We start from the raw sequence: 13414 nt of genomic DNA, 5'->3' as shown, positions 1-13414 counted from the left end.
ATAATTACAAGAAGAAAGGACTTGGTTGGAATAAGCGTTCAACATCAGGGATGTACTTCTTATCAACAAGGAACATCACCACGTGATCGTTTTGTTCAATCACTGTACGGTCGTGGGCGATCAGTACTTCTTCACCGCGTACGACTGCACCAATGGTGGTACCCGGTGGCAGTTTAATATCGCTGATTGCACGGCCAACGACTTTCGATGTGGTTGAATCACCGTGAGCAATGGCTTCAATGGCTTCTGCCGCACCACGGCGTAGTGACGATACGTTAACGATATCGGCTTTACGCACATGGGTTAACAGTGCTGAAATGGTCGCTTGTTGTGGTGAAATCGCAATATCAATAGTGCCACCTTGCACTAAATCGACGTAAGCACCGCGCTGGATCAACACCATCACTTTCTTTGCGCCCATGCGTTTGGCTAGCATCGCTGACATGATATTGGCTTCATCATCGTTGGTGACGGCGATGAAGACATCGATCTGCTCGATATGCTCTTCACTCAATAGTTCTTGATCGGATGCATCACCACAGAAAACGATGGTGTTTTGCAGCATTTCAGACAAGTTCTCAGCACGTTCCTGATTTCTTTCTATCAGTTTAATGCTGTAGTTTTGCTCTAAACGACGCGCTAAACCGGCACCAACGTTACCACCACCGACAATCATCAAGCGTTTGTAAGGTTTCTCTAAGCGCTGGAGCTCACTCATCACTGAGCGAATATGATTACTGGCAGCGACAAAGAACACTTCATCGTCGGCTTCAATAATCGTAGTGCCTTGTGGGCGAATAGGCTTACCTTGACGGAAAATGGCTGCAACACGAGTATCGATATGCGGCATGTGCTCACGTAGTGCAGAGAGTGCGTTACCGACCAGTGGACCACCGTAGTAGGCTTTTACCGCAACCAGACCGACTTTGTCTTCAGCAAAACTGACGACCTGTAATGCGCCCGGGTACTCGATCAGTTTTTCAATGTAATCGGTCACCAACTCTTCTGGTGCGATCAAGTGATCGACAGGAACAGCATCGGATTGGAATAACTGCTCCTTTTCTCGCAAATATTCCGGAGAGCGGATACGTGCAACACGGTTAGGTGTATTAAACAAAGAAAACGCAATTTGACATGCGATCATGTTAGTTTCGTCGGAGTTCGTGACAGATACCAACATATCGGCGTCTTGTGCTCCTGCTTCACGCAAGGTGCGAGGGTGACTAGCAAAACCTTGTACAACACGAAGATCGTATTTGTCTTGCAGCTCACGTAGACGCTCGGGATCCTTATCAACGATAGTGATATCGTTATTCTCACCAACCAAGTTTTCAGCAAGAGTACCGCCAACTTGTCCGGCACCGAGAATAATAATTTTCATAGTCTATGCCTGATGTAATGCCTGTAGAGTTCCGTGTTTGAATAACAACGTTCTGATCGGCGTTATAAAGTACGAAAAAGCGGAATCTTGTCGCCAAGTTCCGCTTTTATTAAAAAGATTGCTTACTCTGCTTTTGTCAGTACTGCGTAGTAAAAACCATCCATTGCTTCTTCTCCGGGCAGAATTTGACGACCCGGTTTCGCAGGATCGCTGCCAATTAATGTCGCATCTGACGTTCGTGCTAAGAAAGCTTTTACCTGATCGCAGTTTTCTTGTGGCGTAATAGAGCAAGTAGCGTAAACCAACGTACCACCCGGTTTTAATTGCAGCCACATTGCATCAAAGATTTCTGCCTGAAGTGTTGCCAGTGCCGCAATATCTTCACCACGGCGTAGCCATTTGATATCTGGGTGACGACGGATAACACCTGTCGCTGAACATGGTGCATCCAGCAAAATGCGATCGAATTTATCGCCCTTCCACCATTGCTCTGGGTAGCGAGCATCAGCACACAGTACTGTCGCATCAAGGTTTAAACGCGCTAGGTTTTCATGCACACGTTTAAGACGGTTTTCATCGCAATCAATGGCTACCACTTTAGTTGATGGCACATGCTCCATGATGTGAGCTGTTTTACCACCAGGGGCTGCACAGCAATCAAGGATTAACTCACCTGCTTGTGGCTGTAAGTAATCCACAGCCAATTGTGCAGCGGCATCTTGTACCGATACCCAACCATCACTAAAACCTGGCAGTTTGGTGACATCACAAGGTGACAGCAAACGTAGTGCATCAGCCGCTTGTGGGTGCAACTCTGTCGCAATACCTTCGGCATCAAGAAGTGCACGGTAAGCATCACGAGTATTGTGCTGGCGGTTTACACGTAGCCACATTGGCGCTTTGGTGTTGTTGGCTTCACAAATCGCTTCAAATTGCTCAGGGTAGCTTTCTTTTAACAGTTTCAGCAGCCAACTTGGGTGACCTAATTTACCTGCGTCATGGCTGATCGCTTTGGCATCGAGCTCTTCTTGTTGACGCTGATAATTACGTAAAATTGCGTTAATAAGACCACGAAGTTGTGGCTTTTTAAGTGTTTTCGTCGCATTTACCGTTTCAGCAACTGCCGCGTGAGCTGGAATACGCATGTAACCTAACTGGTACAAACCCACTAAAATAAGGTGGTGGAAAACACGTTGCTTACCTTTTAACGGCTTATCCATTAACGCTTGAGTGATTGACTCTAAACGTGGAAGCCAGCGAAGAACGCCATAGCAGATCTCTTGCAATAAAGCGTGGTCACGCTCTCTGATATCTTGTTGCGCAGCGGGAAGCGCGGCGGATAATGACTGCCCTTGATCAACGACCTGATAAATAACTTTGGCCGCGGTGGCTCTTACATTCATAGCTGTTTCCTGAACACGCCGTTAGTGCTGGCGATAACAATGTTGGAACTTAAAAAAGAAAAGCCAGTGACTGAACACTGGCCTTGGTGTTTATAGCTGAGTGCCAGGTTCGAACCATTCTCGACGCGAGTTTAGTAAATCCGCCGCGGACATGGCTTTTTTGCCTGGAGGTTGAAGCGAAATAAGGCGAAGTGCGCCATTACCTGTCGCCACCAAGATACCTTGTTTATCCGCAGATAAAATCGTACCTGGCGCTTTACCTTGGTTATCGGCTTCTACCGCTGTTTGCCATACTTTGACATTTTGCTCTGCGACGGTGAAGTAGCTCATTGGCCAAGGGTTAAATGCACGCACACAACGCTCAATCGCAGCGGCATCCATTGTCCAATCAATTAAAGCTTCTTCTTTACTTAGCTTTTTGGCGTAGTTTGCTTGCTCATCGTCTTGTTTAACGGCAACAGCTGTGCCGTCTGCAATATCAGATAAACAATCAATAAGTGCATCAGGGCCAAGTTCAGCCAGTTTTTCATACATAGTGGCACTGGTATCTGTTGCTTCAATTGGCAAGGTTGCCACTTTTAGCATGTCGCCAGTATCAAGGCCGATATCCATCTGCATGATAGTCACGCCGGTTTCCGTATCACCTGCCCAGATAGAACGTTGGATAGGTGCGGCACCACGCCAGCGAGGTAGAATAGAACCATGGACGTTAATACAACCTAAACGCGGTGTGTCTAACACTTCTTGTGGTAATAATAGGCCGTAAGCAACAACGACCATGATGTCCGCATCAATGGCTGCAAGTTCTTGTTGTGCTTCTTCATTGCGTAGCGAAACAGGCTGGTAAACCGGAATATCATGCTCAAGTGCAATGGCTTTTACAGGGCTTGCCGTTAGTTTTTTACCACGGCCTGCAGGGCGATCCGGTTGAGTGTAAACAGCAACAACGTCGTGCTGTGAAGACAACAACGCCGCCAGATGACGGGCGGCGAAGTCAGGAGTACCGGCAAAAACGATGCGTAATGGTTTGCTCAAGGTAACCTCTAAATAATTAGTTTTTTTCGTTATGGCGTTTAATTTTTTCTAGTTTTTGTTTGATACGCTGACGCTTTAGCGGTGACAAGTAGTCCACAAATAGCTTACCTGCTAGGTGATCTAATTCATGTTGAATGCAAATAGCCAGTAGCTCATCTGCATCAAAGCTGATGGTATCACCGTTACGATCCAAGGCGGTTACGCTCACTTCAGCAGCTCGTGGCACTAATGCTCGTGCGCCAGGAACAGAAAGACAGCCTTCTTCAATCCCATCTTCACCGCGTTTTGCAGTGATTTCTGGGTTGATCAAGACCATAGGTTGATCGCGCGTTTCAGAAGTATCAATCACCACAATGCGTTGGTGAATATCGACTTGAGTTGCCGCAAGACCAATGCCTTCTTCGTCGTACATGGTTTCCAACATATCATCGATAATTGTTTGGATTTCAGGTGTTATTGCCTCAACAGGCTTTGCGACAGTACGTAGGCGCTCGTCCGGAAAGGTTAAAACTTGTAATACAGACATAAGGACTCGAATTCGTTAACGGTAACTAAAAATAAATCGCTGTTGGTCTAATTCTAGTCATTTTACAGATCAAATAACAGTACCGAATTTTTTGCTGTGGGCTAGGGATAAGGAAATAAAAAGCAGCATGGCACTATTTTATGATGAAAGGGATTAGTGTTAGCCGTTAGCAAACTTGGCGTTATTGACCTGCAACAGTTTTCTATAAATAGTGACGTGAACCGAAAAGCGCTTTTTGCTCATCGTTAAACAGTCGACATATCAATAAGCTAATGCCAGTCTGAGACAATAAACGTATTTTATTTGTTGTAAGGCGGAGCCTTACGATTCGGTTGTGTTATCCAAGGAAGCGATCTCATGAAGCAATTGGGCATTATTCTTAGCTTTATGCTTTTTATCCCCTCTCTGTTTGCTGCGCCATCTCCATTACTTAAAAAAGATATACCAGAAGTCTACATCGTAAAGAAAGGTGATACGTTATGGGATATTTCTGGAGTATTTCTTGAAAACCCATGGTCATGGCCTCAATTGTGGGAAAAGAACAGCTACATTAAAAACCCTCACCTTATTTATCCAGGTGATCGCCTCCACCTTATTTGGGTGAATGGACAACCAAAACTCAGTTTGAAAAAGCATGTAAAACTCTCGCCAACAGCACGAGTTATCCGCGATCCTATTACAACGCTACCGGGATACTTAATGTTGGAGTATGTGGCTGAAAATAAATTGATCAGCCAAGAATCTGCGAAAGCTCAACCACAGGTATTAGGTGCCAGTGATGAGCGTGGATACCTATCTGTCGGTGATATTGTATGGGCAGATCAACCGTTAGCTCCAACCACCCAATGGCGTGTATACCGTATTGAAGAAACCTTTGAGCGCGACGATGCGGCCACGGAAACGCAACCTGCGGTTGAAGCGAAAGTGATGACGCTAAAAGAAATTGCGGATTTAACTGTCACAGCTGCGGATGAAACAACGAGTCAGCTACGTGTAGATACTTACCGTCAAGAAATCAGTCAAAACGACATCTTGTTGCCACTACTTGTGAGTGGCGAGCCTAATTTATCGTTCTCACCTTCAACGCCGCCAGAATCTATGACGGCCAACGTAATTGGTCAACTAGAAGGACGTAGCTATATCTCTAGTTTTGATGTTGTAGTGCTCGATCGTGGTCATTTAGATGGTGTGGAATCGGGCTACGTATTTGATCTGTTTAAACCTGGCGCCAAAGTGCAAGGCAAAAAAGGCAGTTACCATTACAAAGATAATCCGTTTGCTGGCTCAACTCAGTTAGGTGAAGTGTCTGTTGGTAAACTAATGGTATTGCGTCCTTATGAGCGTTTTAGTTTAGCGGTGGTGATGCAAAGTTTAGAGCCGTTTAAACCGGGGGTTATCGCGGTTCCACCAACGCGATAAGTATTGATGACTAACGCACTCTACCCTTGGTTAGTGCTAGCGATGACTCCAACATTAGGGGGTCATCGCATTAATAAATTATTAAGTAAAATTTCTGCTGCTGACTGTATAGCACTGCCGTTTGAACAATTACGTCAGTTAGGGCTAAGTGAGCAACAAGCCACTGCCATAGTGTCGCCAGAACAGCGTCGAATCGATCAAGTTTTGGCTTGGCATGAACAACCATTTCAGCAAGTACTGACATTAGATTCTCCTCATTACCCTTATTTACTCAAACAAATCTCGTCACCGCCTCCCTTGTTGTTTGTTCGAGGGGATGCCTCCTATGTATCTCAGCCGCAAATTGCGATCATAGGCAGTCGTTCGGCATCCATTGATGGTAGAGAAGCGGCCTTCAATTTTGGTTATGCGTTAGGGCAAGCGGATTACGTGGTGACCAGCGGTTTAGCTTTAGGAATAGATGGCCAAGCCCATTTAGGGGCATTGAAATCTGGTGGTGCCACCATTGCCGTGCTGGGCTCTGGTTTAGATCAGGTATATCCAGCTCGGCATCGAAAGTTAGCCAATGATATTGTCGAGCAAGGGGCGTTAGTCTCAGAATTCTGGCCTGATGAAAAACCAAGACCACAAAATTTTCCACGACGAAACCGAGTGATCAGTGGCTTGTCGACTGGCGTATTAGTCGTAGAAGCAGCTGAAAAAAGTGGTTCACTTATCACCGCACGTTATGCGTTAGAGCAAGGGCGTGAAGTGTTTGCTATCCCGGGCTCTATCTATAACACGCAAAGTAAGGGCTGTAATGCCTTGATAAAATCCGGTGCTACACTGGTAGAAAGTCCCCTCGATATTTTTAATGAAGTAGGAACCCTTACTGAGTGCGCAATAAATAATCAAATAGGCTTGCCTTTGCCACAACCTGAAAATGAAGAATTGCCATTTCCAGCGCTGTTGGCTAACGTAGGCACCGAAGCAACACCCGTAGATGTAGTTGCTGAACGCTGTGAACAGCCTGTCCACGAAATATTAACCCAGCTGTTAGAGTTGGAGTTACTTGGTTTGGTCAGTGCAGTGCCAGGTGGTTATATCAGAACGAGGAGGAGCGAGTCATGATGGACATTCTTATGTACCTGTTTGAGACTTACATCCAAAGTGATGCTGAGTTGATGTTTGATCAAGATGAACTTTCCGAAGAGTTAATTCGTGCAGGGTTCCATCAAGATGATATTTATAAAGCTCTTAGTTGGTTAGAACAGCTGGCAGCGCTGCAAGAAACTGAGCATACCCCTTATGTGAATAACTGTGCAGCGACATCAATGCGTGTTTACACCGAGCAAGAGATGATCCGCATGGATGTGACTTGCCGTGGTTTCTTGATGTATCTTGAGCAAATTCATGTCCTTAATGCCGATACCCGTGAAATGGTGATCGATCGTATTATGGAGCTCGATACCAATGAGTTTTCGTTAGATGATCTGAAATGGATCATCTTAATGGTACTCTTTAATGCGCCGGGCAATGAAACGGCGTATAGCCAAATGGAAGAGCTGCTATATGGTGCGGATGAAGAAGGCACCATTCATTAAACGCAACGGGCCATTGAGTGGCCCGTTATTGTATCTGCGATTTTTTTCTTGTTGAGCATACCCAATGACAACCAATAACACGCCTTTATTTTCAGCCCATGAACAAGCGTTAGCACACTCGCCTTGTCCACAGTGTGGTGGTGAGCTTGTGATGCGCTTTGGTAAGCGTGGTCCGTTTCTTGGCTGTGATCACTACCCAGCGTGTGATTACATTCAGCCATTAAATCACAATGATGGACATGTGGTGAAAGAGTTAGATATGCCTTGCCCTGAATGTGAAAGCCCGTTGGTTTTACGTCAAGGTCGTTATGGGATGTTTATTGGTTGTTCGGCATACCCTGCTTGTCATTATTTGGCATCAACGGAAAAGAAAGCGGAGAATACGGATGTTGAATGTCCCGAATGTCACAAAGGCCATTTAACTGAGCGAAAATCTCGTTATGGCAAAGTGTTCTATGCCTGTGATCAGTATCCAAGTTGTCGCTTTGCGGTCAATAACAAACCTGTTGCCGGGACTTGCCAACAATGTGGCTTTGGTTTGTTAATTGAAAAGAAATTAGCCAGTGGTGTGAAGCTGCAATGTGCTGATAGAAAATGCCATGCTTACCAAGAGCCTGAAAGCTTAGATAAAACAGAATAAAAACAAAGCCTGCATAGATTGCAGGCTTTTTTGTCGGTTTGTATGTGAGGAACTTAGCGAGGTAGTGCGGGGAAATCTTTCTCATCGAGTAAGCTCGATAACATGATCAAACGATACTGCAGTTGCTCTGGTGTATCTGCACACACGTTAATGTGTCCCATTTTACGCCCTGCTCGTTTTTCTTTGCCGTACCAATGAACATGGCAACCTTCTTGGGTATAAACCGCATCAGGTACGCTGTCTAACCCTAAGATATTGATCATCGCGCTTGGTCGAGTTAGTTGCGTATTGCCAAGTGGAAAGTCACATACTGCGCGTAAATGGTTTTCAAACTGGCAGGTTTCAGCCCCTTGTTGTGTCCAGTGGCCTGAGTTATGAACCCGTGGTGCAATTTCGTTTACCAATAACTCACCATTAAGATCAAAAAACTCGATGGCCAACACACCAACATAATCAAGGCTATTCGCTACGGCGCGGAACATGTCATCTGCTTGTGCTTGCAGCGGTGAGTCACCCACAATTGCGGTAGATAGGCTTAGTACGCCGTCAGTGTGAATATTCTCTGTTAAGTTAAATACTTGAATATCACCGCTACGATTACGCGCACCAATTAATGACACTTCACGTTGAAAAGGAATGAATTGCTCTGCCACAATCGCTTGATTAGCAGAATCGGCAATACATTGCGCCATTTCAGGCCAGATCGTATCAATTTGTGTGCTTTCTTTTAAGCGCCACTGCCCTTTACCGTCATAACCACCTAAGGCACTTTTTAGCACCAGCGGTAAGCCGATCTTTTCAATTGCGGTTAATAGATCAGCACGCTCACGGATCACATGGTATTTAGCATTCCGCACGCCTGCGTTATCCAGTAATACTTTTTCAAGTCGGCGATCGCCACCTGCTTTAATTGCATCAGGTGTTGGGAAGAATTTTCCGCTAGCAGCGCAACTATCTAAAATATCGTGAGGAATGTGTTCAAATTCAGCGGTGATGGCATCAACTTCATTAATGGCTTGAGCTAAAGAATCCGCCATAACCTGTAGGGTCAGTGGGTGAACCACCTTATCGCTACCCACATCATAGGCAATCACATTGATGTTAAGCGGTGCACCAGCCAGTGCCATCATACGGGCAAGTTGACCTGCTCCAAGGACGAGCACGTTATTCATTATGCGTCCTCAGCTGGATTTGGATTACTCAGTACGGTTTCTGTTTGCTCTTTACGGAAAGCATCAATGGCAGCAAGCACTTGTTCATCTTGCGTACCGATAATTTGTGCGGCTAATAGGCCAGCATTGGCAGCACCTGCATCACCAATCGCCAATGTACCTACTGCAATCCCCTTTGGCATTTGAACAATCGAAAGCAGTGAATCCATACCTTTTAGGGCGCGAGATTGTACTGGCACACCTAATACAGGCACGCAAGTAAAAGCGGCTGTCATACCAGGTAAGTGAGCCGCGCCGCCAGCACCTGCGATGATCACTTTAATACCACGCTCTTGCGCACTTTCTGCGTATTCAGCCAGTAAATGTGGGGTGCGGTGAGCTGAAACGACCTTTGTCTCATAAGGAACATTGAAACGATCAAGCATCTCAGCGGCATGTTGCATGGTTGGCCAGTCAGATTTTGAACCCATGATAATTCCAACTTTCATCTCATTCTCCTTCAGGTCATAACTTAACATCGTGTTGATGTCGGCATTATACGGTGATTTATCGCAAAGGAAAACGTTTGCGTCATGAATATTGACTGTCTTATAACCTAGCATGGAGTTGTGACTAAGGAGTAGGTAGAATGATTTTGAGAAAGTAAAACAACAATATTAGCCCAAGAAGAAATGAGGATACTGTGGAGAATTTTGCTCAAGTTATCGCTGCCTTAAAACAAGGTGAAGTGATTGGTTACCCAACCGAAGCGGTGTTTGGTGTTGGCTGTGATCCTGATAATCAACAAGCGGTCGAAAAACTATTAGAAATTAAACAGCGCCCAGTTGAAAAAGGGCTAATTTTGATCGCAGCTAATTATGAGCAGTTATTGCCATATATTGATGAAAGCCAATTAACGGCAGAGCAAAAAGCGACAGTGATGGCAACGTGGCCAGGTCCTGTAACATGGGTTATGCCAACTAAAGTGAATGTGCCTGCTTTTTTAACGGGTCAATTTACGACGATTGCGGTACGTGTGAGCGATCATCCATTAGTACAACGCCTATGTTTAGAGTTTGGTAAGCCAATTACCTCAACTAGCGCTAACCTAACAGGACAAGAGCCGGGCCGAACTGCACAAGAAGTCGAGCAACAACTGGGTCATTGTCTAGCAGCGATCCTTCAAGGAGAAACGGGAGGACGTACCAATCCTTCTGAGATCCGTGATGCACGCAATGGCAATATCTTCCGTCAGGGGTAAATAGTATGGATAACCAAGTCGACAAACATGCGGTGAAATCCTTCTTGTTGGATTTACAAGATCGCATTTGCCAAGCATTAGAGCAGCAAGAAACCACAGTGTCATTTGAGCAAGACCAATGGCAGCGTGAAGAAGGTGGTGGCGGTCGTAGCCGTGTATTACGTAACGGTGAGATCTTCGAGCAAGCAGGTGTGAACTTCTCTCATGTTTACGGTGCCGAAATGCCAGCTTCTGCCACTGCGCATCGCCCTGAACTTGCAGGTCGTCGCTTTGAAGCGATGGGCGTGTCTTTGGTTATCCACCCTCGTAATCCTTACGTACCTACTTCTCATGCCAATGTCCGTTTCTTCATCGCAGAAAAAGACGGCGAAGCACCTGTGTGGTGGTTTGGTGGTGGATTTGATCTCACCCCTTTTTACCCATTCGAAGAAGATTGCCAGCATTGGCATGATACGGCGAAACAACTTTGTGCCCCGTTTGGTGATGAGGTCTATTCAGAGCATAAAGCGTGGTGCGATCAATACTTCTACCTACCACATCGCAATGAAACGCGTGGTGTCGGTGGGTTGTTCTTTGATGATCTCAATCAGTGGGGATTTGAAAAGAGCTTTGCTTACATGCAAGCGGTAGGCAATGGTTATATTGATGCTTACATGCCAATTGTAAAACAGCGTTATCACTTGCCTTATGGCGAACGTGAGCGAGAGTTTCAGCTATATCGTCGTGGACGTTATGTTGAGTTTAATTTGGTTTACGATCGTGGCACCTTATTTGGCTTACAAAGCGGTGGACGAACAGAATCGATTTTAATGTCGATGCCGCCATTAGCACGCTGGGAATACTGTTATGAGCCAGAACCAAACTCAGCAGAAGCCCGTTTGTATCAAGATTTCTTAAAGCCGCGTGAGTGGTGAACAATCATTTAGCTCAGATCACGGAGTGATAGAGCTTGCTTATATAAAGAGAGAATTCGTATATGGATAAGTACGTCGTATTTGGTAACCCGATCGGACAAAGTAAATCTCCGTTCATTCATACCTTGTTTGCCCGTCAAACGAGCCAGCAGATGACATACACTAGCCAACTAGTCGCGCTTGATGGTTTTGTGCTGGCGGCAGATGCATTTTTTAATGATGGCGGTAAAGGTTGTAACATCACGGTGCCATTTAAAGAGCAAGCTTATCAATATGCGACCACCCTGACAGAACGTGCTCGTTTAGCCGGTGCTGTTAACACGCTTAAGAAACTAGATGATGGTGGCGTGTTAGGTGATAACACCGATGGTGAAGGTCTAGTACAAGATTTGATCAATCAACATGTCGAATTGAAACAGCAACGTATCTTATTATTAGGCGCAGGTGGTGCAGCCCGTGGTGTGATATTGCCTCTATTAGCACAGCAGCCTACACAACTGGTGATCGCTAACCGTACCTTGAGTAAAGCACAACAATTAGCAGAGTTATTTTCATCTTACGGCAATGTAGCGGCATTAGAGCAAGCTGATCTTGAAAATCAAACCTTTGATGTGATCATCAATTCAACCTCAGCCAGCCTTTCAGGGGATGTACCTGCAATACCACCATCAGTGATTGGTGCGAATACCACTTGCTATGACATGGTGTATGGCTCAGCGATCACTTCTTTTAATCGTTGGGCGAAAGAGCACGGTGCTATCAAAACACTAGATGGGCTAGGTATGCTTGTTGGGCAAGCAGCAGAAAGCTTTATGTTATGGCGTGGACTTCGTCCTGGCGCAAAACAAGTGCAGCGTGAATTACGCCGAACCTTACAAGAGTAAAAGTAATGAACCAAGATATTCTATTTTCAGATATTCAAGCGTGGGATGCTGTTCGCCAAGCAGTAAACTTTCCCGCCCAGCAAGCTGGCGCATTAATTACCTGCTGGGTAAGCCTTGAATGGCTACAAGCACGTAGTGATAAATCGCTACAAGATGAAGCGGGCATTTTAGCGCAGTTCTCAGCTTATCGTTTCGATCTTGAAGAATTAGCAGAAGAAATGATTGAAGATGAATGTTTTGATGATAATGGTGATGTCGTTATTGGCTAAGTCACTCAAATATTTATCGAGAAGCCTTATCGTTAGATAAGGCTTCTTTTTATTTACAATGGCAGTTCTTCGCAAAGGTACTCATTTTTGAGCCGTACATAGTTATCTGCTGATTGCGATAAAAAGGCCTTTTCTTTATCTGTTAAAGGGCGGGCTTGTTTGGCAGGACTGCCAACATAAAGAAAACCAGATGTGAGGCGTTTATTGGGTGGGACTACACTGCCTGCGCCAATGATCACATCATCTTCAATGACCGCACCATCTAAAATAATCGCACCCATACCGACTAATACTCGATGGCCGACTTGGCAGCCATGTAGCATAGCTTTATGTCCAACCGTCACATCATCGCCAATAATAAGTGGGAAACCATTGGGGTGATCATCACTAACACGACTAACGTGTAGCACACTACCATCTTGGATATTCGTGCGTTTACCAATAGTAATGTAATTCACATCACCACGCGCAGCGACTAAAGGCCAAATACTGACATCATCAGCTAAGCGAACATCACCAATAATCACACTAGAAGGGTCAATAAAGACATTATTTCCTAATGTTGGAGTCATCGTTTTATAAGAGCGTAAAGGGCTTGGCATAACTATACCTATAATAATGCGTATTTATTAACCTAGATTAGCGAATATGATGGGTGAATTATAGTCAAAGTAAGGTGCATTGAACGTTATTTGCTCGAGCGATTAAATATGTCAGAAATATTTCAATTTAGCCCTTGCCAATGTGATCGAACTCTCTATAATGCGACCTCACTGACACGGAGCGAGCCACAGGCAAGCAACGAAATCAGTATTGTTCTTTAACAATTTGACCATGCAATCTGTGTGGGCACTCGTTGAATGATTAGTCAAAAAGATTTATCAATGATACTAGTGACCAATTGATACGTAAGTATCAGCACAGTCAATTCATTCATCATTTATGATG

General features: G+C 45.1%; 15 protein-coding genes. 8 read left to right on the top strand and 7 right to left on the bottom strand.

All coding sequences use genetic code 11. From position 1 onward, the window contains the following. Positions 1 to 4: 4 nt before the first annotated feature. The 4 genes from trkA to def form a co-directional block, all read right to left on the bottom strand. Positions 5 to 1381: a Trk system potassium transporter TrkA gene (gene trkA, locus E5A76_RS11920; RefSeq protein WP_008988352.1), complete on the bottom strand. Its 1377-nt coding sequence runs from the start codon at positions 1379 to 1381 to the stop codon at positions 5 to 7. A gap of 122 nt (positions 1382 to 1503) precedes the next feature. Beyond that, the gene (gene rsmB / locus E5A76_RS11915) at positions 1504 to 2784 is read right to left on the bottom strand and encodes a 16S rRNA (cytosine(967)-C(5))-methyltransferase RsmB (protein ID WP_161119076.1); all 1281 of its coding nucleotides are present in this window, start codon (positions 2782 to 2784) and stop codon (positions 1504 to 1506) included. Between the two features lie 90 nt (positions 2785 to 2874). Next, entirely contained in the window at positions 2875 to 3819 is a 945-nt protein-coding gene (gene fmt, locus E5A76_RS11910) for a methionyl-tRNA formyltransferase (RefSeq protein WP_161119075.1), read from the bottom strand. A 16-nt stretch (positions 3820 to 3835) separates the two neighbouring features. Further along, on the bottom strand, positions 3836 to 4345 hold the full coding sequence (def, locus tag E5A76_RS11905) for a peptide deformylase (protein ID WP_161119074.1): 510 nt from the start codon (positions 4343 to 4345) through the stop codon (positions 3836 to 3838). Positions 4346 to 4702: 357 nt separating this feature from the next. Between def and E5A76_RS11900 the strand changes: the two genes are divergently transcribed. The 4 genes from E5A76_RS11900 to E5A76_RS11885 all read left to right on the top strand — a co-directional run bounded on the left by E5A76_RS11900 (position 4703) and on the right by E5A76_RS11885 (position 7987). Then, a complete protein-coding gene (locus E5A76_RS11900) occupies positions 4703 to 5764 on the top strand; it encodes a LysM peptidoglycan-binding domain-containing protein (protein ID WP_161119073.1) in 1062 nt (353 codons plus the stop codon). A gap of 6 nt (positions 5765 to 5770) precedes the next feature. After that, positions 5771 to 6874, top strand: a complete 1104-nt coding sequence (gene dprA / locus E5A76_RS11895; RefSeq protein ID WP_161119072.1) for a DNA-processing protein DprA — start codon at positions 5771 to 5773, stop codon at positions 6872 to 6874. Continuing rightward, positions 6871 to 7347, top strand: coding sequence for a DUF494 family protein (locus E5A76_RS11890; RefSeq protein WP_053986557.1), 477 nt, complete (start codon positions 6871 to 6873; stop codon positions 7345 to 7347). Before dprA ends, E5A76_RS11890 begins: the two co-directional genes overlap by 4 nt. Before the next feature lie 64 nt (positions 7348 to 7411). Next, a complete protein-coding gene (locus tag E5A76_RS11885; RefSeq protein ID WP_161119071.1) occupies positions 7412 to 7987 on the top strand; it encodes a DNA topoisomerase family protein in 576 nt (191 codons plus the stop codon). 53 nt (positions 7988 to 8040) lie between these two features. Here the strand turns inward: E5A76_RS11885 and E5A76_RS11880 are convergent, their stop codons facing one another. Both E5A76_RS11880 and purE read right to left on the bottom strand, forming a co-directional pair. Continuing rightward, positions 8041 to 9159, bottom strand: coding sequence for a 5-(carboxyamino)imidazole ribonucleotide synthase (locus tag E5A76_RS11880; RefSeq protein ID WP_161119070.1), 1119 nt, complete (start codon positions 9157 to 9159; stop codon positions 8041 to 8043). Continuing rightward, complete coding sequence (purE, locus tag E5A76_RS11875; RefSeq protein WP_161119069.1) at positions 9159 to 9647, bottom strand: 5-(carboxyamino)imidazole ribonucleotide mutase; 489 nt, start codon at positions 9645 to 9647, stop codon at positions 9159 to 9161. The genes E5A76_RS11880 and purE overlap by 1 nt, the downstream gene beginning before the upstream one ends. Before the next feature lie 194 nt (positions 9648 to 9841). On the opposite strand from purE, the gene E5A76_RS11870 reads away from it, so the two are divergent. From E5A76_RS11870 to E5A76_RS11855, 4 genes are all read left to right on the top strand, one after another. Continuing rightward, positions 9842 to 10399 carry an L-threonylcarbamoyladenylate synthase gene (locus E5A76_RS11870; RefSeq protein WP_161119068.1) on the top strand — a complete coding sequence of 186 codons (558 nt, stop codon included), beginning with the start codon at positions 9842 to 9844 and terminating at the stop codon, positions 10397 to 10399. A gap of 5 nt (positions 10400 to 10404) precedes the next feature. After that, complete coding sequence (hemF, locus tag E5A76_RS11865) at positions 10405 to 11313, top strand: oxygen-dependent coproporphyrinogen oxidase (protein WP_161119067.1); 909 nt, start codon at positions 10405 to 10407, stop codon at positions 11311 to 11313. Positions 11314 to 11375: 62 nt separating this feature from the next. Continuing rightward, positions 11376 to 12197: a shikimate dehydrogenase gene (aroE, locus tag E5A76_RS11860; protein WP_161119066.1), complete on the top strand. Its 822-nt coding sequence runs from the start codon at positions 11376 to 11378 to the stop codon at positions 12195 to 12197. 5 nt (positions 12198 to 12202) lie between these two features. Next, positions 12203 to 12466: a DUF1488 family protein gene (locus E5A76_RS11855; protein ID WP_161119065.1), complete on the top strand. Its 264-nt coding sequence runs from the start codon at positions 12203 to 12205 to the stop codon at positions 12464 to 12466. 53 nt (positions 12467 to 12519) lie between these two features. Here E5A76_RS11855 and E5A76_RS11850 read toward each other — a convergent pair whose 3' ends face one another. Beyond that, complete coding sequence (locus E5A76_RS11850) at positions 12520 to 13068, bottom strand: gamma carbonic anhydrase family protein (protein ID WP_161119064.1); 549 nt, start codon at positions 13066 to 13068, stop codon at positions 12520 to 12522. Between the last annotated feature and the right edge of the window lie 346 nt (positions 13069 to 13414).

The organism is Photobacterium lucens (assembly GCF_009873615.1).
Lineage (GTDB): Bacteria > Pseudomonadota > Gammaproteobacteria > Enterobacterales > Vibrionaceae > Photobacterium > Photobacterium lucens.
This window is presented reverse-complemented; position numbering and strand designations above follow the sequence as displayed.

Bases quoted from the DNA above. Each gene is read 5' to 3' on its own strand.
- trkA (WP_008988352.1), bottom strand. From the start codon at position 1,381: ATGAAAATTATTATTCTCGGTGCCGGACAAGTTGGCGGTACTCTTGCT.
- rsmB (WP_161119076.1), bottom strand. From the start codon at position 2,784: ATGAATGTAAGAGCCACCGCGGCCAAAGTTATTTATCAGGTCGTTGAT.
- def (WP_161119074.1), bottom strand. From the start codon at position 4,345: ATGTCTGTATTACAAGTTTTAACCTTTCCGGACGAGCGCCTACGTACT.
- E5A76_RS11900 (WP_161119073.1), top strand. From the start codon at position 4,703: ATGAAGCAATTGGGCATTATTCTTAGCTTTATGCTTTTTATCCCCTCT.
- dprA (WP_161119072.1), top strand. From the start codon at position 5,771: ATGACTAACGCACTCTACCCTTGGTTAGTGCTAGCGATGACTCCAACA.
- E5A76_RS11890 (WP_053986557.1), top strand. From the start codon at position 6,871: ATGATGGACATTCTTATGTACCTGTTTGAGACTTACATCCAAAGTGAT.
- E5A76_RS11885 (WP_161119071.1), top strand. From the start codon at position 7,412: ATGACAACCAATAACACGCCTTTATTTTCAGCCCATGAACAAGCGTTA.
- E5A76_RS11880 (WP_161119070.1), bottom strand. From the start codon at position 9,159: ATGAATAACGTGCTCGTCCTTGGAGCAGGTCAACTTGCCCGTATGATG.
- purE (WP_161119069.1), bottom strand. From the start codon at position 9,647: ATGAAAGTTGGAATTATCATGGGTTCAAAATCTGACTGGCCAACCATG.
- hemF (WP_161119067.1), top strand. From the start codon at position 10,405: ATGGATAACCAAGTCGACAAACATGCGGTGAAATCCTTCTTGTTGGAT.
- aroE (WP_161119066.1), top strand. From the start codon at position 11,376: ATGGATAAGTACGTCGTATTTGGTAACCCGATCGGACAAAGTAAATCT.
- E5A76_RS11855 (WP_161119065.1), top strand. From the start codon at position 12,203: ATGAACCAAGATATTCTATTTTCAGATATTCAAGCGTGGGATGCTGTT.
- E5A76_RS11850 (WP_161119064.1), bottom strand. From the start codon at position 13,068: ATGCCAAGCCCTTTACGCTCTTATAAAACGATGACTCCAACATTAGGA.